Below are 18,315 nucleotides of genomic sequence, written 5' to 3'. Positions count from 1 at the left end.
GCCCGCGGCCGTGATCACCGTCGAGGGGCTTCGGAAGTCCTACGGGCGCCACGAAGCCGTGCGGGGTGTCGACCTGGAGGTTCGGGCCGGGGAGATCTTCGCGTTCCTCGGCCCGAACGGCGCGGGTAAGACGACGACGGTCGAGATTCTCGAGGGCTACCGGGATCCGACCGCGGGCCGGGTCGAGGTCCTCGGGGCCGATCCGGCGCGGGCGGATCGCGAATGGCGTGCGCGGATCGGGGTGATGCTGCAGACCTGGCAGGTCGAGCCAGCGTTGACCGTTCGCGAGTCACTCCGGCAGTTCGCGGGGTACTACCCGCGGTCGCTTCCGGTCGAGGACGTCGTACGGCTTGTCGGTCTGGAAGCGCAGGGCGACGTACGTGCCGGACAGTTGTCCGGCGGCCAGCAGCGGCGGCTCGATCTGGGTATTGCGCTGGTCGGTGATCCTGAGCTGCTGTTCCTCGACGAGCCCACGACGGGGTTCGATCCAGCGGCGCGGCGGTCGGCGTGGCAGATCATCGCCGCACTGCGGGACGCCGGCAAGACGGTGCTGCTCACGACGCACTACCTCGACGAGGCGCAGGCGCTCGCGGACCGGGTCGCGATCCTCGTCGACGGCCGGATCAAGGCCGAGGGCTCACCGGTGGAACTCGTCGCCGGGCAGGCCACCCGGATCACCTTCCGGCTCGCCGACAGCATCGCGCTGCCGGCCCGGTTCGAGCCGGTCGCGGTGACCGACGGCCGTGTCGAGATCCACTCGCACGAACCGCTGCACCTCGTCCACGCACTGACCGAGTGGGCGATCGAGAGCAGTGTGGACCTCGCCGAACTGCAGGTCCGGCGCCCCAGCCTCGAAGACGTCTACCTCGAGCTGACGGCCGCATCATGACGGTGGTGGCACACCAGTTCCGCTATGACTGGAAGGCGTTCTGGCGCAGCCCGACCACGATCTTCTTCGCGTTCGTGCTGCCGATCATGTTCCTGGTCATCTTCGTCAGCGTGTTCGGCAACCAGCGGATGGAGCTCGCCGACGGACAGCTGGTCCGCGGCTCCACCTACTACCTGCCGGGAATCGTCACGCTGGGCCTGATCCAGGCGACCTTCACGAACCTGGCCGTCTCGCTCACCGCCTCCCGGGAACGCGGCCTGCTCAAGCGCCTGCGCACCACTCCCCTGCCGACGTGGACGTTCATGGCCGGTCGCATCGTCACGTCCGCGGCCGCCGCGACCCTGCTCGTCGTCGTCCTCGTGGCGATCGGACGGTTCGTGTACGGCGTCGCCGTACCGACGACCACCATCGCGGCCGGCCTGGTCGCGCTCCTGGTCGGCACCTTCACGTTCTCCGCCCTGGCCTTCGCCGTCTCGTCAGCCATCCCGTCGCAGGACGCGGCGGTGCCGATCACGAACGCGATCACGCTCCCGCTGTACTTCATCTCCGGGATCTTCATCCCCCAGGAGCTCATCCCCGAGGGCGTCCGCGACGTCGCGGAGGTCTTCCCGGTGCAGCGGCTGTACGACGCCTTCCTGACCGTCTTCGACCCGTCCACCACCGGCGCCGGGTTCGAGCCGGCCGACCTCGCCGTCGTCGCGGCTTGGGGTGTCGCGGCAACCATCGTCGCCACCACCACCTTCCGCTGGGAGCCCCGCACCACCTGACGAAAGTCAGCGTGACTTGAGTACGGCGTCGGCGCGGGCGGCCATGGCGGTGAGTTTGGGGTTGAGGTCGGTCAGTTCGGTGGTGTGGGGGCGATGGTTTCGCGTTGGAGGGTTGGGAGGCGGGCGTCGAGGTGGGCGAAGAGGCCTGTCGTAGTGCCGCACTCGGCAAAGGCGGCTGCGAAGGCTGACTCTTGCGGGGTTGGTCGGTAGGGGCGGGCGGGGATCGCCGGGCGGAGTTTGGCGCCGCCGGGGAGGGTTTGGAGGGGCTTGGCGGCCGGTTCGGTGTTGGTGCCGAGGCGAATGCCGAACTGGGTGACGTTCTTGGTGGCGTCGTACCGGGCGCCGTTGGGGAGCGGGTGGCTTTGGTGCCGAGGCAGGAGACCAGGCTGTCGCTTTCCTCTTGCAGGATGGCTTTCACGCGTACGACGTACTCGTAACCGAGGCGGTTGCCGAGTTCCATGTAGCGGTCCCGGACGTGGCCGACCTCGGCCGGGTCACCGAGCTCCTCGCGCGCAGCGGTCTCGCAGCGGTCGACGGCGGCGTAGTACGCCTGGTCGGTGCGTAGGATCTGTTCCGGTTGCGCGGGGATCGCCGTACCGAAGCCGTTCTTGCGCGCCTCGGCGACCGTGCGCGGCTTCACGGGCTTCTCGGCGAGCCAGCCGAACAACTCGCGCGGCGGCGCAGCCATCGGCCGCGACTTCCGCGGCGCACAGGTCCTCGAAGGCGACCAGCCGGCGTTCGGTCAGCCGTTCCGCCTCGGCTCGCAACACCGGGATGTGGTCGAGACCGACGTACGCCGGTCCCTCCCACAACCCCGGCGCTTCCCGGATGGTCGCGGCGGCGCGATCGTGGTGCCCGGCTCGTGTCAACGCGCCGGCCTCGTCGAGCATCGACTCGAACGTCTCCGCGTCGAGCTCACCAGGCTCGAGAAAGAGCCGGTACGTCGCGTTCTGGCACAAAGAACCGCACAGGTTCTCCCCCCGACTCCCCCGACCACTCCCGGCATCGACGCGTCCTTGACCGGAATGTTATCCGCTCAGGGGTTCACCTACGTATCGGAAACCTCACACTCAGCAACCGGACACGCCCGGTAAGCCCAAGGTCCATCCGACCGATCCGACGGCTCATCCACGCAGGGTGAGGCGCCGGGCGGGTGACCAGCGCAGCATCCAGGTGCGACTCGCTGCGGATCTGTCGCGGCCCGGAGAGGGGATGGCTGAGATGGCTGCTGAAAGGCGTGGGATCGTGCTCGCCGGATTCGTCGCGTTCGCCGGCGCGATGCTCATGGTGATCGGTCTGGTCAATGTCTTCCAGGGATTCGTCGCCCTGGTCGCCGACGAGGAACTGGTGCTGACCCCGGAGAAGCTCATCGTCCTGGACGTGACCGCCTGGGGCTGGACGCTGATCATCTCCGGCATCCTGCTCGCGGTCGCGGGCGGCGGCGTGCTGACCGCGACGACGTGGGGCAGGATCGCCGCGATCGTGCTCGTCAGCCTGCATGCGGTGATCCAGATCGCGTGGTTCGACGCCTATCCCGTCTGGGCCGTCATGATGATCACGCTCGACGTCATCGTGCTGTACTCGCTGACCGCGCGCTGGTCCGACGTACGAGACCGTCTGGGTGGTGTCGGCGACGCGCCGTGGAGCGGCATGGAAGGCGTCGAAGGGGCCCAGCTCACGGCCGCCGAGGAGCGGCAGGTGCCGCCGGTCGTCTGAGGCTGCACTCAGTCGGAACTCAGTCGGTACGGCGGTCGTCGTCGTCGCCGACGTAGGGCAGCGGATTGCCGGAGGCGAGCGCACCGGCGGCGAGCCAGGCCGCGACACCGTCCGGCGATCGCCGGTACAGCTCGTCGAGGTACCGCTGCCGTTCCTCGACGACGGTGAGGCGCGCCTGAGCCGACCGCGCCGCTTCCAGCAGCAGGAAGCTCCGGCGCCAGGCGAGACACAGCTCCTCGTCGCTGAGGAACCCGACCTCCGGCAGGTCCTGCGGAGCCGGATCCTTCGCGGTGAACCATCGTGCCCGCACGAGCTCGACGAGAGCGGGCGCCGTCACCGTGAGCGTCAGCACGATCAGCACGCCGCCGAAGCCGAACGCCCCGATCAGACCGATCGCAGCTGGTCCGAGCACCATCGACGCGAGCATCGCGCGGCCGATCCCCTTCACCCCCTGCCGGCTGTCGTTCCCCGACCAGACGGCCGAGGCGACGACGACCGCCGACAGTGCAGCCAGCAGCACGCAGACGAACGCTCCCGCCGGGCCCCACTTGGCAATCATGCAGAGCAGTCCGGTCAGGGTGGCCAGGCACAGACACCACCACCAGAGGAACCGGCCCCGATCAGATCGATACACGGCTCGCTCCCCCCATCCGCGGACGGCGCCGGCCGCCGCCCCCGCCGCACCCAGATCGTCGGTCCGGCGCCGCATCACCCGCCTCATCCCCTCCGGATGAGGCACGCCGCAAACCGCCGCCGAACTTTTCGGAGGATTCCGTAATCCAATCCCGTGACGGAGGCCGGGGAGCCTTCGACCAAGGGGAGGAAGTACTCAGATGGTTCGTAAGACTGTGGGTCTGGCATCGGCCGGCGTGCTCGCGCTCGGGCTGGGCCTCGCGGCCGGGGCCCAGGCCCAGGCCCAGCCGGCGGACACGTCGGCAACCTCCGCGGCCTGCGCGCTGCGGCTCGGCTCGGTGACCGCGAACGGGGCGCACACCAGCCGGATGATCAACGCGACCGCGCCGATCACCATCGGCGGGGTCCGGGGCACGGCGAACGTGTTCACGCCGGGCCAGGTCCAGCACACCACCACGTTCGTCGGCACGCCGCTGCTGAGCGGCGAGTCGCGGTCCGGGCTGACCGTGCTCGGCGGCGCCCTGCACTCCAGCTCGTACGTCGTCGACGGCCAGAGCCAGATCGACCCGCACTACCCGAAGAACAACCTCCGGATCGGGGGCGGCTGGTCCAACTACCGTTGGGTCGAGCAGTCCGTCCACCGCCCGGCCGACGCCGGCTCGCCGAGCCGTACGACGCTCTACGGCCAGAAGACCGACGGAACCGTGCTGCGGTGGATCGCCGACGGCACCCGTTGGCGCCTCAGCGGCGGTGCCGGTGGACTCAGCACGGTGAAGTCGATGACGCTGATCAGCCGCACCGACACCTACGAGACCTTCCTCGCCAACACCCGCGCCGGCGGGCTGCTGACGGTCCGGTGGCCCACCCGCTACCTGGGCGTCCCGAAGGGCACCGCGGTCCGCGACGCCACCTGGCAGGGCTTCGAGCAGCTGATCGCCACCAAGTGCGGCGTGAACGGCACCCTGCTGCTCGGCATCGACCGCGACACCAAGTCCGGCTACCTGTACGCCGTCGGCCACGCCAACGGCCGCAACACCGTCATCAAGGGTCTCGGCAAGGTCCCCATGACCTTCTCCGACCCGCAGTACTTCCGCTGGGCGCCCAAGTACGACACCCTGCTCGGCGACTGACCCCCACCAACCCCACAACGCGGCGGCCGGCTTCCGGCCGCCGCGTCCGCTTTCAGTTCCGAGTGGATGATGATCTCAGGCTCCCGCTGAGGTGGCGCGTGTGGTCGAGAATCGTTGGACAGCGGAGGCGTTCGGCCGGCTGGCTGTCGAGTTGTACGACATCGAGGGTCTGGAGGAGACCGCCGATGCGGTGGTGCAGTTCGCGCTGCAGGCGGTCGGCTGTGACTACGCGTCGGTCGTGCTGGTCGCCGCCAAGCAGCGCCCGGAGATCATGGCGCTGACCGATCCGAGGCTGGCCGAGCTGTACCAGCTGCAGATCGACGCCGCCGCCGGACCGCTCATCACCGTCATCCGGAAGGCCCAGCCCCTGCTGATCCGCGAGCTTGTCGACACTCGTGAGCTACCGGCCCGCAGAACCAGTAGTTGACGAAGTACCGTCAGTCGCACCCGGGGCCGTCACCGTCTCTGGGGCATGATGGGTGCCATGGAACCTGCTGGGGAGCAGCCGGCTGTGAACGGCGCGGGAGGCGCCGACGAGCCCGTTGTGCGTGCACTGGATCCGGTCGAGAGCAGTGCGGCGGACGTCTTCGCGCGCCTGGCGGTGGAGTTGCACGACTCCGAAGGCGTCGAGGAGACCGTCGACGCGGTGGTGACGTTCGCGTTGCAGGCGCTGAACTGCTCGCACGCCGGTGTCGCCCTCGCGGTGCACGGCAAACCCGAGGTTCCGGCGGCCACCGACCCGATGGTCGCGCAGATCTTCGACTGGCAGATGGCCGGCGGCTACGGACCGTTGGTGGAGTCGATGCGCGACCACAGCACGCTGCTGATCCAGGACGTGGCGACCGACCCGCGCTGGCCGGACTGGGCGACCAAGGTGCTGTCACTCGGTGTCCGCAGCGTCCTCGACGTACCGCTGACCACCGGGGCCGGTGTCGTCGGCGTCCTCGGCCTCTACAGCACCGAGCCCGCCGCGTTCACCCCCGACGACGAAGCGATCGCCCACATCCTGGCCCGGCACGCCTCGGTCGCCCTCGCGACCGCCCGCAGCGAGGCGACCCTCGCCAAGGCAGTCGACGCCCGCAAGCTGGTCGGCCAGGCGATGGGCATCCTGATGGAGCGGTACGGCGTCGACGGCGACCGCGCGTTCGCCATCCTCAAGCGCTACTCCCAAGACACCAACACCAAGCTCCGCGACGTCGCCCAGCAACTCATCGACAACCGCCGCTTACCCCACTGACTCCCCGGGTACCACGGGCGGTATGAGCGGGGTCGTCGTCGACCTCGGCGGCTACCTCGTGTGTTTCGGGGTGGGGCGGGGTAGGGTGGGTTGATCCTGTCAAGACGCGGCGGGGTAGCTCGACGCGGGCATCGGCTGGCCGGTACACGCGATCTGAACCGAGGCCCCGATGACACAGTCCATCGGCACTGCGCGCGTCCACCGGCAGGCTTACGCCTTCGCCGAGCTGGCGATGCAGCTGCACGACTCAACAACCACGACGGAGACCGCTGACGCAGTGGTCCGCTACGCGATTCCCGCGGTCGACTGCGACCACGCCGGGATCGCACTCCAGGACGCCGGCGGCGTGATCACGATCGGCACGGTGAGTAGCGACGTACCGCGCGACCTCTACGCCCTGCAGATCGGGCACGGCGACGGCCCGATGATCGCCGCGATCCAGTACGGCGTCGTGCTCTACATCCCCAATGCGGCCGAGGAGACCCGGTGGCCGGCGTGGAGCCGGGCTGCGGTCGCTGCCGGTGTCGGCAGCGTCGTACACCTGGCCCTCACGACCGGAACGACCACGCTCGGCGCACTCAGCCTGTTCAAGCAGGCGTGCAACGGATTCAGCGACGACGACCTGGCCATCGCGCACGTGCTCGCCCGGCATGCCGCGATCGCCGTGGCCACCGCCCAGCGGCGCGAGGTGATGACCACCAAGGTCGACGCCCGCAAGCTGGTCGGTCAGGCGATGGGCATCCTGATGGAGCGTCACGACCTGGACAGCGATCGCGCGTTCGCCGTACTGCGCCGCTACGCCGAGGAGAACGACCTCAAGCTCCAGCAGGTCGCCGAACAAGTCGTCGCCGGCCGTCGTTTCACCAGACCCAAGCCGTCTGCGCCCACCGACCTGCACGCGGCCGGCTGACAGCGCTGCTCATGAGCGGTCCCGGCCGCTGCTGATCTGAACGACCGGGACCTGGGGACCTCGATCTCGCGCGCGACGGAGGCCCTTCCCCAACTCCGGTGTCCCCCGTCAAACCGTCGTCGCCGAGAGCAACGGTTTGGCCAGGGGCACCGGTCTGGCGTGACAGACGATGTGGTGCTCGTAGCGCGGCTGACCGCGCTCGCGGCGGCCAACTCGGAGCCGGAAGGTCTTGCACTGCGGATGGCCCAGGCCTGTCAGGAGTTCCTCGGCGTCGACGGTGTCGCGATCACCATCGAGAACACCTCTCCCCGCCGTACCGTGCTCTGCGCAACCGACGCTGTGGCCGCGCGTCTCGAGGACCTTCAGGAAGTCACCGGCGAGGGCCCCTGCCGCGACGCCTACCGGCTCAACGAGCCGATCAGGCTCACCCTCGCGGACGATCGCCGCTGGCCCGTCTTCAGCGCTGCTGCTTTCGAAGCGGTCGGCCGCCTCACCACGCTCTCGTTCCCGATGCGCCCCGATGGACCGCCCTGGGGCGCGATCAGCATGTACGTTGCAGCCGACCGCGAGCCGACCGAGTCCCCCGCTACCGCACAGGTCCTCGTCGACGCCATCGGCGCCGTACTGCTCCGCGCACCGGCCGAGGCACTCGTTGCAGCAGGCGACCTGGGCGACGACCGCACCACCGTGAACCAGGCGACCGGCATGGTCATCGTCCAGGCCGACCTCAGCCACGCCGACGCCCTGGCCATCCTCCGCGCCCGCGCCTACGCCGCCGACCAACCCCTGGCCGCGGTGGCCGCCCAGGTAGTGCACCGCCGCATCAGCTTCAAGGACCTCATCGACTGAGACCGGCTGTGCTTTCCCGGACGATCAACTGGTAGGCCGCTTGCTGCTCGGAGAACTGGTACGGCGTGCCGGCTGCCAAGGCCGCCATCTGGTCTTCGAGAGAAGCGACCGCCATCGTGGCTATGGCAGTGCGGTCCGGAGAGATCGTGGTCAGGGTCGGGGTGGCGGCGCGGCCGTACGGAATGTCGTCGAAACCGACGACGGCGACGTCGTCGGGCACGCGCAGGCCGTGGGTCTGAAGGGCGCGGATAACGCCGAGCGCGACCCAGTCGGTCACGCAGAAGACGGCGTCCGGTGGGTTCTCGGGGTTCTCGGCGAGGAGCTCGGCCATCTGCCGCTCACCCTCCTCACCGAGGTTGCTCCGGATCGGCTTGATCCAGTCGTCCCGCTCGGGCAGCCCGGCCGCCCGCAACGCCTGCCGGTAGCCGCGGAGCCGTGGATGCCGCCGGTCGGTGGGACTCGAGCCGATCAGCGCGATCCGCTCCCGCCCGAGGTCGATCAGGTGCTGTACGGCGGTCCGCGCAGCCGCCACGTTGTCGATCGCGACGTGCTGGACCATGCCCTGGTAGTTCCGCTCCCCCAGCATCACGAGTGGCGTCTGGTCGGTGCGGTCGCGCAGTTCGGCCGGGCCGATCCGCTGGGAGCTGAGGATCAGCCCGTCCATCCGCTGCGGGAAGTGCCCGGCCAGGGCGTCCCGCTCGACGGCCGGATCACCGCCGCTCTGCTGGATCAGCACCACCCAGTTGCTGCGCGCTGCAGCTTCCAGCACCTGGCCGGCCAGCGCGGCGAAGTACGGCATGTCCAGTTGTGGAACGACCAGCGCGATCATCCCGGCCCGGCCGAGGGCGAGGTTGCGCGCGGACAGGTTCGGCCGGTAGCCGATCTCCTCGATCGCGGCCTGGACCCGGGCCCGCATCTGCGGTGACACGTGCTGGAAGTCGTTGATCACGTTCGAGACGGTCTTCATCGAGACACCGGCCCGAGCGGCCACGTCGGCCAACCGCGGTCTGCTGGTCACGGTCGCCAGACTACTTCAGCCCCGAGGTGGCGAGCCCTTCGACGATCCGGCGCTGGAAGAACACGAACGCCGCCAGCACCGGCACCATCGTGACGATGCTCATCGCGAACATCTGCCTCCACTCCGACTGACCGGACGCGTCCAGGAACGTCCGCAACGCCAACGGCACCGTCAGTTTGGGCGGGTCGGACACGTAGATCAGCGCGGTGAAGAAGTCGTTGTAGCTCCAGATGAACGAGAAGATCGCCGTGGTCACCAGGGCCGGCCGCAGCAGCGGCAGCACGATCCGCAGGTAGATCTGGAACTGCACCATCAAGAAGATGAAGAACGCCTCGGTGCCGAGGAACTTCGGCACCACCAGCGGCAGGTAGGTGTCCACCCAGTCGAGGTCACGGAAGATCGAGTACTGCGCGACCAGCGTCACGTGCTGCGGCAGCATGATCGTGCCCAGCATCACCCGAACAGCACCCGCCGGCCGACGAACGACATCCGGGCGAACGCGTACGCCGCCAGCGAGCAGGACAGCACGTTGCCGACGATGGTGAGACCGCAGATCAGCAGCGAGTTCAGCAGGTACACGCTGAACGGCGACCCCGGCCCGGTCCAGCCGTCGCGGTAGTTCGCCAGGCTCGGCGAGTGCGGCAGCAACGACCCCGAGCCGAAGATCTGGTCGTTCGGCTCCAGCGAGCTGCTGACCGCCGCTGCCGCCGGACACGATGAACGCCGGCGTGAACGCCTGGAACGCGCCGATGATCTGCAGTACCAGGTTGAAGAACACGATCGGCGACAGCAGCGGCAGCGTGACGTGCAGGAACCGCCGGACCCGGCCGGCTCCGTCCACCTCGGCGGCCTTCGCGATCGCGGCACTCCCACCGAGCAGGCTCGGCACGTAGTACACGGCCCGGTAGAACGCGACCGCCTTCAGTCCTTGGTTGAGTACGACGGCGACCGCGAGAGCGAACACCATCTCCAGCGGCACCGACAGCAACACGTAGGCGAAGGTCACCACCAGCGACTGCTGGTACCGGTCGTCGGACAGCATCCGTTGGTAGTTCGCCAGACCCTCCCAGACCGGCGGCGCGAGCAGGCTGTAGTCGGTGAGCGAGTAGTACAGCGAGCGCGACGGCGGTCGCAGCCGCCGCCCCGAGCCCGAGCAAGCTCCGTCGAGTGATTCCTGCCATCGTGCGCCTCCCGGGGTACGTTGCGCCGCGCGGGTCAGGCCCAGGGCCAGTTGTGCTTGGTGGTCTTTGGTGTGTAGACCCCGGCCGGCAGGTCGTCGGCGACGCGGATGAGCCAGCGCAGCAAGGTGGCTTCGAGCGCGTGCAGCACGTCATGGTGGGCGGGGTCGTCGGACAGGTCGACCAGCTCGGCCGGATCGGCGCGCAGGTCGAACAGCCTTCGGTGGCCGCGGTCGTCCACGATCAGCTTGTTGTGGCCGCTGACCAGCATGCGTTCGCCACCGCTCTGGGTGACGCTGTTCAGCTCGTCGTACGTCGAGCCGTCGTACGGGAAATGCAGGTCCGGGCGGTCGTCCTCGTCGTACGACACACCGCCGTACCCGAGCTCGGCGTACAGGCTGCCGAACTCGGCCTCGGGTCCGGTCTCGCCGGCGAGCAACGGCGCGAGGCTCCGGCCCTGCACACCGTCCGGCAGGTCGGCGCCGATCACCTCGCACACCGTCGGCAGCAGGTCCACCAGCGACACCAGCTCCTGGCGATGCCCCGCCTCGACGCCCGGTCCGCTGATCACGAACGGGATCCGCATCAGCGCGTCGGACATCCCGGCACCCTTGCGCTGCAGGCCGTACTCGCCCACGTAGTCGCCGTGGTCACTGACGAACACCACGAGGGTGTCGTCGAGGCGATCACCGAGACCAACGAGCAGCCGGGCGATCTGGTCGTCGATCAGCCGCAACATACCGAGGTAGTTGGCCCGGTACCTTCGCCAGGCATCGTCGTACCCAGGTCTCTTCGCGGTGGTGAGCTCGTGCAGCCAGCGGTAGCGCCAACCGAGGTCGGGGATCGCCTCCGGTCCGGCCAGCCGATCGGGTACGTCGGCTTCGGCGAACAGACTGAAGTACGGCTCCGGCACCTGGTACGGGTTGTGCGGCTCGGGAAACGACACCCACAGGAAGAACGGATCCTGTTCGGACGTCGTGCCGATCGCGTCGAGCGCGCCCGACACGATCCGGTGCGGCAACTGCGCCTCGAGCGGGTACGGCGTCGGGTCGGCAGACACCCCGTGGTCGAGACCATGGAGCCACTCGTCGAACGCGGTCTCGGTGGCCAAGGCAGCCGGACCGCGGTCGTGCATGAACGGGCCGTGGAAGGTGTCGAAGTCAGCGGGTCCGCGATGCATGTGCGGCTTCCCGGCGAAATGGAGTGAGTAGCCGGCGCCGCGGAGCACGTCGAGTAGATCGTCGGAGTAGTACGCGTGCTGCGCCGTACTGTTCTGCCGCACCCGGTGCGCGGTGGGGAATCGGCCGGTCAACAGGCTGGTCCTCGCGGGCACGCAGGCCGGGTAGCTCGTGTACCCACGGTCGAAGGTCGCACCCGCGGCAGCGATCCCGTCCAGGCACGGCATGGTGTCCAGCCCGAACCCGGACCCGGCGGTGAACCCGGCCCGATGCTGGTCGGTCATCAACAACAAGATGTTGGGGCGGCGTGGCATGCGGGCGACTTTACAGCGCTGTAAAGCTGCTGTCTACAGCGCTGTAAATCTCATGTGACTTAAGCTTGGCCGGTGATTTCACATGTCGTGTGGGACTGGAACGGGACGCTGCTGAACGACAACGACGCCGTACTGGCCTCGGTGAATGCGGTGTGCGCCGACTTCGGAGCGGCCGGCTTGACCTGGGCGGACTGGCAGTCGGTGTACGCGCGGCCGATGCGGGTCTCCTACGAGCAGGTCCTGCAGCGGCTGCTCGACGAGGAGGAGTGGGCACGCGTCGACAAGCTCTACCACGACCGGTACGACGCTCTGTTGCACACGTGCGCGCTCGCGTCCGGCGTCCCGACCGAGCTGCGTCGCTGGGCCGAGACCGGGCGGACCCAGTCCCTGCTGTCGATGTGGTTCCACGCCCGGCTCGTGCCGACCATCGAGGGCTACGGACTCACCGAGTACTTCACCCGCGTCGACGGACTGCCCGGCGACGTCGGCGGCGGCTCCAAGGCCGACAGTCTGCGCCTGCACCTCGAAGCACAGTCCCTCGACCCGGCGAACGTCGTACTGATCGGCGATGTCGTCGACGACGCCACCGCCGCCCAGACCGCCGGCACCCACTGCATCCTGGTCACCACCGGCGCAATGACCCGCCCAGCACTCGAAGCGACCGGAGCCCCGGTCACCGCCTCCATCCAGGAAGCCCTCCGACTCCTCGACGCCTGACCGCGGAGCTAGTCGTTGCCTTGGGCGCCGGGTGACGGGGAGCTGGTCGCCGGGGTGCCCGACGGGGACTCAGGTGGTGGGGTGCTCGAGGGAGCGGTCGAGGACGGCTCCTCGGTGGGTGTGGGTGACGTGGTGGTGGTTCGGGTGGGAGTTGGCGAGGCCGACGGGGTCGGTGTGGGTGACGGGGTTGGGCTCGGCTGCTGAGACGGGGTCTGCGACGGCGAGGGCGAGGTCGTCGGGGTGGTGCGTGTTGTGGTGCCGGGCTCGGTCCGTTCGGTGGTGGTCTCGGAGCTGGTTCCGGTCGGCGCTGTGGTCGGCGGGTTGGAGGTGACGCTGGGTTGGGGGCCGACGTCCGTCGTGGGAGGAGTGCTGGGCTCGTCGCCGTTCATCAGCACAGCGGCCATGACCGCGGCAGTCGTCGCGAGTACGGCGATGGCGCCGGCCAGCAGTGTCTTCCGCTGTGACAGCGGCGTCAGTGGTTGCGTGACTGCGACCGGCTCGGCACGCAAGGCGCCGCCCGCGATCTCGGCGGCGGTCGGACGCACGGCGGGATCCTTGGCGAGCATCCGGAGGAGCAGAGCCTCGAACGGCCCGGCGAGCTCGGGGCGGGTCCGGCTCGGCGGCTCCGGGGTCGCGTCGACGTGCTGGTAGAGGATCGCGGTCGGGTGTTCCGCGGTAAACGGCGGCTGGCCGGTGACCAGCTGGTAGAGCACACACCCCAGCGCGTAGACGTCCGCCGCCATCCCGGCCTGACGACCCATCGCGCGCTCCGGCGCGAGGTAGAGCGTGCTGCCGATGATCGCGCCGACCTCGGTCAGGGTGGTGGTTCCCTCCCCCGGCAGGTGCGCGATCCCGAAGTCGGCGACCTTGACGATGCCGTCGGCCGTGAGCAGCAGGTTGCCCGGCTTCACGTCCCGGTGCACGACGTCTTCGCGATGCGCGGCGGCCAGACCGGCGGCGGCCTGCTCGATCAGGTCGATCGCCCGGTCCTTCGCCAGCGGCCCGTGCTCGGTGAGCTCGTCGCCGACGGTCCCGCCCTCGACCAGCTCCATCACCAGGAAGAACCCGTCGTCGTGGTTGCCGAAGTCGTACACGGACACCACGTGCGGGTCGTTCAGCCGCGCGGCGGCGCGGGCCTCGCGATGGAACCGCTCCGCCGAGCGCGGGTCACGGTCGGTGGGCAGCAGCAACTTCACCGCGACCGGACGTCCGAGCTGTTCGTCGGTGGCGCGGAACACCTCGCCCATCCCGCCTCGGCCGATGGACGGGCCTAGTCGGTACCGCTTCGCTACCAGCATTCAGACACCCGTACCCACCGCAACCGCACACCAACCTGTCCCCGTCTCGGAAGCAGGCAATGTTACCGGCCGTCAGGAAACAACTCACATTTCCCGACGGCCGGCCAGCAGGGCGTAGCGCCGTACTCACTGATCGTTCAGGTCAGCGCTCCTCGAGCCACGGGTCGTCGGGCCGGGCCCGGTCGAAGGTCGGACGGGCCTGTTTCCAGTAGCCGCGGGTGAAGTCCGGGACCTTCACCGGCCGCAGGTGCTTGGTCTTCATCGACTCGTGGCTGAGCGGGATCACCGAGCACCACGCCGCCGAGTCGTAGACGTCGATGTCCGGCGTCATCCCGAGCCGCATCAGCTGGACCAGGCGGAAGATCGACACGAAGTCGCCGCCGCCGTGGCCGCCGTACTGCTCGGCCAGTCGTTCCAGCGCGGGCCACAGCCAGTGGTCGTGCTGGGTCAGGATGCTGCTGTACGCGCTCCCGGTCCGCCAGCTGTGGTTGTTGTGGCCGAGCGACTCCAGGTACACCCGGGCGTTGTCGAGCTCGATGGACCCGCGGGTCCCGGTCAGCGTCGTCTCCCGCGTGTACGGATGCGGCGAGTTGACGTCGTGCTCGACCCGGATGAACCGCCCGGACGTCGTGGTGACGAACGCGGTGTGCCGGTCACCAGAGATGTACGGCGCGTCGTCCCAGGACGAGTGGTCCGGCCCGACCCGCGAGTCCTCGGATCGGAACAGCGCCAGCGCCTTCGGCGGTGTGGCCACCGCGACCAGCTCGTCGAAGCGGTCGCCGCGGTTGATCCCCATCGCGGCCGAGACCGGTCCGAGGCCGTGCATCGGGTAGTGCAGCGCGTTCATCCGGGTCTGCCAGCGGCGGCGCCAGTACTCCGGGTAGTACGCACCCCCGAACAGGTACGGCCAGCGCAGGTCGTGGATGTAACCGCCGGACCCGTGCTGCACGTCGCCGAACAGGCCGGCCTTCACCATGTTGAACAGCTGCAGCTCGGGCCGGAAGTAGTTCACGTTTTCCAGCAGCATGCAGTGCTTCCGGGTGCGTTCGGACGTCCGCACCAGGTCCCAGATCTCGTGCAGATGCGGCGAGATCGGCAGCTCGATGGCGACGTGTTTGCCGTGCTCCATCGCGGCCTTGGCCTGCGGGTAGTGCCACTCCCACGGGGTCGCGATGTACACCAGGTCGATGTCGTCGCGCTTGACCAGGTTGAGGTAGTCCTCGTCGCCGTTCGAGTAGCCGGCCGGCGGGGTGTCCTGGAAACCCTGGGCCATGATCCGGCCGATGGTGCGCTCGACCTGGGCGGGGCGGATGTCGCAGACGGCGGTGACGGTGGACACGGCGCCGAAGCGCACGTCCTGGCCGCCGCCGCGGTTGCCCAGGCCGATCAGCCCGACCCGGACGTTCTCGAAGCCTTCGAACGGTACGTCGACCATCGGCTTCTCGTACTGGTCGCGCGCCGGTTCCGCGACTGCACCGGCGTGCGCGGTCTCGCCGACGGCGGCGCTGATTCCGGCGCCGGCGCCGACTGCGGCGCCGGATCTCAGCAGATCCCGGCGCGAAGGGGTGTAACGGCTCGGAGACGACACAACGATCACTTCCTTGGACGGTAGGCGTGACTGAACTTGTCTCGTTGCTTGTTGTAGCGAGCAGTATTGATCACTGTGATTCCGCTGACAAGGGCGTGGCGCCGGTCGGATGACTCGTAGAGTGCTGCCGTGACTCTCGTGTGCATCGGCGACCTGGTCGAAGACGTCGTCGTCTGGTCCGACGGCGGACTCCGGTTCGGCACGGACAACCCGGCGCGGGTCCGGCGGACGCGCGGCGGGGCGGCGTCGAACGTCGCGGTCTTCGCGAGCAGCCTCGGTACGGCGGTTCGGTTCGTCGGACGGGTCGGGGACGACGCCGCCGGCGAGGCGCTGGTGCGCGAGCTCACCCAGGCCGGCGTCGACGCCAAGGTGCAGCGGCACGGCCGCACCGGGACCATCGTCATCCTCGTCGACGACCGCGGCGAGCGCACGTTGTTCCCGGACCGGGCGGCTGCCGCCGAGTTGAGCGACGTACCGGACGGGTGGATCTCCGGCGCGGCAGCGGTCCACCTCTCGGCCTACTCCGTCGTCGGCCCGTCCTGGCCGGTCCTCCGGCAGGCAGCGGACATCGCGCACCGCGAGGGCGCGATCCTCACCGTCGACGCCGCCTCGGTCGCTCTCATCGACGCGGTCGGCCCGCGAGCCTTCCGCGACCTGCTCGGCAGCCTCCGGCCGACGTACGTGTTCGCGAACGGCGTCGAGGCCGACGCCGGCTGCCTGCGCGACCTCCCCGGTACGACGGTCGTCGTCAAGAACGGCACGCACCCGACCGAGATCCATGCCGATGGCAACAGTTTCACGACCGTCCAGGTGCCACCGGTCGACGACGTCCGCGACACCACCGGAGCCGGCGACGCCTTCGCGGCGGGTTTCCTGTCAGCTGTTCTCGAGCACGCCGACGTCGTCGAAGCAGTCGAGGCCGGCCACCGACTCGCCAGCCGGGTACTCACCGAACCTGGCGCCACCCTGACCCCACCGATGCATGAGGAGCAGTCTTGACCGACATCATCCTGTCCGACGACGTGGCCCGGGCGCTGGCCGAGGGCCGTGCCGTCGTCGCGCTGGAGTCGACCATCTTCTCGACCCTCGGGCTGCCGGTCCCGTTCAACGCCGAGGCGCTCGAGATCTGCAAGCAGGCGATCCTCGCCCACGGCGCGACCCCGGCTGTGACCGCGATCCTCGACGGCCGTCCCCATGCCGGCCTCACCGCGGACGAGGAGAAGCGCGTCCTGCAGGGCACCCGCAAGGTCGCCGAGCGCGATCTGGCCGTGGCCCAGGCGCAGGGCTGGGACGTCGGCGTCACCACGGTCTCGGCGACGGTCGCGCTTGCCCACGCGGCCGGCATCTCGGTGTTCGCCACCGGCGGGATCGGCGGCGTGCACCGCGGGTCCGAGATCACCGGCGACGTCTCCGCCGATCTCGATGCCATCGGCAACCACCCGGTGATCACGGTCTGCGCCGGTGCGAAGGCCTTCCTCGACCTGCCGCGCACCCTGGAGTACCTGGAGACCATCGGTGTGCCGGTGCTGGGCTGGCAGCACGACTGGTTCCCGGCCTTCTACACGCGGTCGAGCGGACTGCCGGTTCCACACCGCGTCGAGGACGAGCAGGTCGTCTGCGACGTGCTGCGCTTCCGCACCCGGCCGAACACCGGGGTGCTGCTGACCGTCCCGATACCGGTCGCCGACGAGATCCCGGCAGCCCGGATCGACGCCGTACTCACCGCTGCCCTCGACGCGAGCAGCGAGGCCGGCATCACCGGCCCCGCTGTCACGCCGTACGTGCTCGGGCGGATCGAGAAGGAGACCGACGGCCAGAGCGTCCCCGCCAACCTCGCCCTGGCCCGCAACAACGCCGACCTCGCCGCCCGAGTCGCGGTCGAGCTCGCCAGGTGACGCGAAGTCGTCAGGCCTGGCGGACTGCCTTTTCGAGCTCGGACTTGGTCATCTTGGAACGGCCCTTGATGCCGAGCCGCTTGGCGTCGGCGTAGAGCTGGTCCTTGGTCGGGCCGTGGCCGGTCCGGGCGCGGGCCGCGTTCCGGGCGTGGATCCCCGCCTTGGTGGCGCGCTCCTTCACCTGTCCGAGGCCTTCCTCGAGCTTGTCGCCGGCCTTCTCACCCAGCGTTCGGCTGTCCATGCTCATCCTTGGTCACTCCTTCGAAAGAGCCCCGCGTCAGTTGGTTTCGAGCTTGTCCGGGAGCAGGACGTTCATCAGCCAGCTGACCACCGTGATGATCAGCGCGCCGATCAGCGCGGTGCCGAAGCCGTCCACCTCGAACGGGATGTCGAGGAGGCCGCTGATCCAGGACGTCAGCAGCAGCATCAGCGCGTTGATGACGAAGATCAGCAGGCCGAGCGTCAGCACGATGAACGGCAGCGACAGCAGGGTCGCCAGCGGCTTGACGAACGCGTTGACCAGGCCGAAGAGCGCCGCCACCACGATCAGCGTGATGACCCTGCGGGTCGTGCTCGCCCCGCTGATCGTGATGTCGGCGAGCAGCCAGGCGGCGACGGCGAGAGCGACCGCGTTCACGACCAGTCTCATCACCAGCTTCATGATCGCCCTCCGTTCAGCTGTGGAACGCGCCGGCCAGCTTCTTCTTCATCTTGCGGCCGGACTTCTTGCCGCGCTTGCGGGCCCGCTTGACGTCGCCGGCCACCGAGCCGTGGGTGCGCAGGCCGAGGCGCTTGCGCACCCCGCGCTTGACCTCCGGCGCCCGCGGGACCATCAGCTGTACGCCGTACCCGTACAGCCGGAGCCCGAGTGCCATCAGCGGGATCCCCAGCGGCAGCAGCACCAGCGTCACGCACAGCACCGCGGCCAGGATCATCACGACCGTCGCGAGCAGCCACACGACCGCGGCGCCCAGCCCTCGAAGAACTCTCATCATCAC

Annotated in this window: 22 protein-coding genes; 12 read left to right on the top strand and 10 right to left on the bottom strand. The window is 69.2% G+C overall.

Going from position 1 to position 18,315, the window contains the following annotated elements; all coding sequences use genetic code 11:
- Positions 1-10 precede the first annotated feature (10 nt).
- From ACIBGM_RS02555 to ACIBGM_RS02545, 3 genes are all read left to right on the top strand, one after another.
- Positions 11-889 (top strand): ABC transporter ATP-binding protein, encoded by an 879-nt coding sequence (locus tag ACIBGM_RS02555; RefSeq protein WP_360515948.1) that lies wholly within the window; start codon positions 11-13, stop codon positions 887-889.
- 5 nt (positions 890-894) lie between these two features.
- On the top strand, positions 895-1,656 hold the full coding sequence (locus ACIBGM_RS02550; RefSeq protein ID WP_396384241.1) for an ABC transporter permease: 762 nt from the start codon (positions 895-897) through the stop codon (positions 1,654-1,656).
- A gap of 400 nt (positions 1,657-2,056) precedes the next feature.
- Positions 2,057-2,221 (top strand): hypothetical protein, encoded by a 165-nt coding sequence (locus ACIBGM_RS02545; RefSeq protein WP_360516054.1) that lies wholly within the window; start codon positions 2,057-2,059, stop codon positions 2,219-2,221.
- Here ACIBGM_RS02545 and ACIBGM_RS02540 read toward each other — a convergent pair.
- Entirely contained in the window at positions 2,151-2,546 is a 396-nt protein-coding gene (locus tag ACIBGM_RS02540) for a BTAD domain-containing putative transcriptional regulator (protein WP_360516048.1), read from the bottom strand. The genes ACIBGM_RS02545 and ACIBGM_RS02540 overlap by 71 nt on opposite strands.
- Positions 2,547-2,877: 331 nt before the next feature.
- Here ACIBGM_RS02540 and ACIBGM_RS02535 point away from each other — a divergent pair, with 331 nt between their 5' ends.
- Positions 2,878-3,372: a hypothetical protein gene (locus ACIBGM_RS02535; RefSeq protein WP_360515942.1), complete on the top strand. Its 495-nt coding sequence runs from the start codon at positions 2,878-2,880 to the stop codon at positions 3,370-3,372.
- Positions 3,373-3,391: 19 nt separating this feature from the next.
- Here the strand turns inward: ACIBGM_RS02535 and ACIBGM_RS02530 are convergent, their stop codons facing one another.
- Positions 3,392-4,006, bottom strand: a complete 615-nt coding sequence (locus ACIBGM_RS02530) for a hypothetical protein (protein WP_396384240.1) — start codon at positions 4,004-4,006, stop codon at positions 3,392-3,394.
- A gap of 199 nt (positions 4,007-4,205) precedes the next feature.
- On the opposite strand from ACIBGM_RS02530, the gene ACIBGM_RS02525 reads away from it, so the two are divergent.
- The 5 genes from ACIBGM_RS02525 (at position 4,206) to ACIBGM_RS02505 (ending at position 8,131) form a co-directional block, all read left to right on the top strand.
- Positions 4,206-5,135 (top strand): hypothetical protein, encoded by a 930-nt coding sequence (locus ACIBGM_RS02525; protein WP_396384239.1) that lies wholly within the window; start codon positions 4,206-4,208, stop codon positions 5,133-5,135.
- 100 nt (positions 5,136-5,235) lie between these two features.
- Complete coding sequence (locus tag ACIBGM_RS02520; protein WP_360515933.1) at positions 5,236-5,562, top strand: hypothetical protein; 327 nt, start codon at positions 5,236-5,238, stop codon at positions 5,560-5,562.
- 57 nt (positions 5,563-5,619) lie between these two features.
- Positions 5,620-6,372, top strand: coding sequence for a GAF and ANTAR domain-containing protein (locus ACIBGM_RS02515; RefSeq protein ID WP_396384238.1), 753 nt, complete (start codon positions 5,620-5,622; stop codon positions 6,370-6,372).
- A gap of 169 nt (positions 6,373-6,541) precedes the next feature.
- Positions 6,542-7,282, top strand: coding sequence for a GAF and ANTAR domain-containing protein (locus tag ACIBGM_RS02510; protein WP_360515927.1), 741 nt, complete (start codon positions 6,542-6,544; stop codon positions 7,280-7,282).
- Between the two features lie 159 nt (positions 7,283-7,441).
- The gene (locus ACIBGM_RS02505) at positions 7,442-8,131 is read left to right on the top strand and encodes a GAF and ANTAR domain-containing protein (protein WP_396384237.1); all 690 of its coding nucleotides are present in this window, start codon (positions 7,442-7,444) and stop codon (positions 8,129-8,131) included.
- Here the strand turns inward: ACIBGM_RS02505 and ACIBGM_RS02500 are convergent.
- From ACIBGM_RS02500 to ACIBGM_RS02490, 3 genes are all read right to left on the bottom strand, one after another.
- Positions 8,121-9,149: a LacI family DNA-binding transcriptional regulator gene (locus tag ACIBGM_RS02500; protein WP_396384236.1), complete on the bottom strand. Its 1,029-nt coding sequence runs from the start codon at positions 9,147-9,149 to the stop codon at positions 8,121-8,123. The genes ACIBGM_RS02505 and ACIBGM_RS02500 overlap by 11 nt on opposite strands.
- Before the next feature lie 10 nt (positions 9,150-9,159).
- Positions 9,160-10,191 (bottom strand): hypothetical protein, encoded by a 1,032-nt coding sequence (locus tag ACIBGM_RS02495; protein WP_396384235.1) that lies wholly within the window; start codon positions 10,189-10,191, stop codon positions 9,160-9,162.
- Between the two features lie 173 nt (positions 10,192-10,364).
- Positions 10,365-11,819 carry a sulfatase-like hydrolase/transferase gene (locus ACIBGM_RS02490; protein WP_396384234.1) on the bottom strand — a complete coding sequence of 485 codons (1,455 nt, stop codon included), beginning with the start codon at positions 11,817-11,819 and terminating at the stop codon, positions 10,365-10,367.
- Positions 11,820-11,891: 72 nt separating this feature from the next.
- Here ACIBGM_RS02490 and ACIBGM_RS02485 point away from each other — a divergent pair, with 72 nt between their 5' ends.
- The gene (locus ACIBGM_RS02485) at positions 11,892-12,536 is read left to right on the top strand and encodes an HAD family hydrolase (protein WP_396384233.1); all 645 of its coding nucleotides are present in this window, start codon (positions 11,892-11,894) and stop codon (positions 12,534-12,536) included.
- A gap of 8 nt (positions 12,537-12,544) precedes the next feature.
- Here the strand turns inward: ACIBGM_RS02485 and ACIBGM_RS02480 are convergent, their stop codons facing one another.
- Together ACIBGM_RS02480 and ACIBGM_RS02475 are read right to left on the bottom strand one after the other, a co-directional pair.
- Positions 12,545-13,834, bottom strand: coding sequence for a serine/threonine-protein kinase (locus ACIBGM_RS02480; protein ID WP_396384232.1), 1,290 nt, complete (start codon positions 13,832-13,834; stop codon positions 12,545-12,547).
- 142 nt (positions 13,835-13,976) lie between these two features.
- A complete protein-coding gene (locus ACIBGM_RS02475; RefSeq protein ID WP_360515906.1) occupies positions 13,977-15,431 on the bottom strand; it encodes a Gfo/Idh/MocA family oxidoreductase in 1,455 nt (484 codons plus the stop codon).
- Positions 15,432-15,551: 120 nt separating this feature from the next.
- On the opposite strand from ACIBGM_RS02475, the gene ACIBGM_RS02470 reads away from it, so the two are divergent.
- Together ACIBGM_RS02470 and ACIBGM_RS02465 are read left to right on the top strand one after the other, a co-directional pair.
- Entirely contained in the window at positions 15,552-16,421 is an 870-nt protein-coding gene (locus ACIBGM_RS02470; protein WP_396384231.1) for a carbohydrate kinase family protein, read from the top strand.
- Positions 16,418-17,317: a pseudouridine-5'-phosphate glycosidase gene (locus ACIBGM_RS02465; RefSeq protein ID WP_396384230.1), complete on the top strand. Its 900-nt coding sequence runs from the start codon at positions 16,418-16,420 to the stop codon at positions 17,315-17,317. The genes ACIBGM_RS02470 and ACIBGM_RS02465 overlap by 4 nt, the downstream gene beginning before the upstream one ends.
- 10 nt (positions 17,318-17,327) lie before the next feature.
- Here the strand turns inward: ACIBGM_RS02465 and ACIBGM_RS02460 are convergent, their stop codons facing one another.
- Genes ACIBGM_RS02460 through ACIBGM_RS02450 form a run of 3 tightly spaced genes read right to left on the bottom strand, consistent with a single transcriptional unit; the run spans position 17,328 to position 18,309 of the window.
- The gene (locus ACIBGM_RS02460; protein ID WP_396384229.1) at positions 17,328-17,564 is read right to left on the bottom strand and encodes a hypothetical protein; all 237 of its coding nucleotides are present in this window, start codon (positions 17,562-17,564) and stop codon (positions 17,328-17,330) included.
- A 30-nt stretch (positions 17,565-17,594) separates the two neighbouring features.
- Positions 17,595-17,978 (bottom strand): phage holin family protein, encoded by a 384-nt coding sequence (locus ACIBGM_RS02455; protein WP_360515893.1) that lies wholly within the window; start codon positions 17,976-17,978, stop codon positions 17,595-17,597.
- 13 nt (positions 17,979-17,991) lie between these two features.
- Entirely contained in the window at positions 17,992-18,309 is a 318-nt protein-coding gene (locus ACIBGM_RS02450) for a hypothetical protein (RefSeq protein WP_360515890.1), read from the bottom strand.
- Between the last annotated feature and the right edge of the window lie 6 nt (positions 18,310-18,315).

The sequence above is a fragment of the Kribbella sp. NPDC050470 genome (genome assembly GCF_044458365.1).
In the GTDB taxonomy this organism is placed as follows: Bacteria; Actinomycetota; Actinomycetes; order Propionibacteriales; family Kribbellaceae; genus Kribbella.
This window is presented reverse-complemented; position numbering and strand designations above follow the sequence as displayed.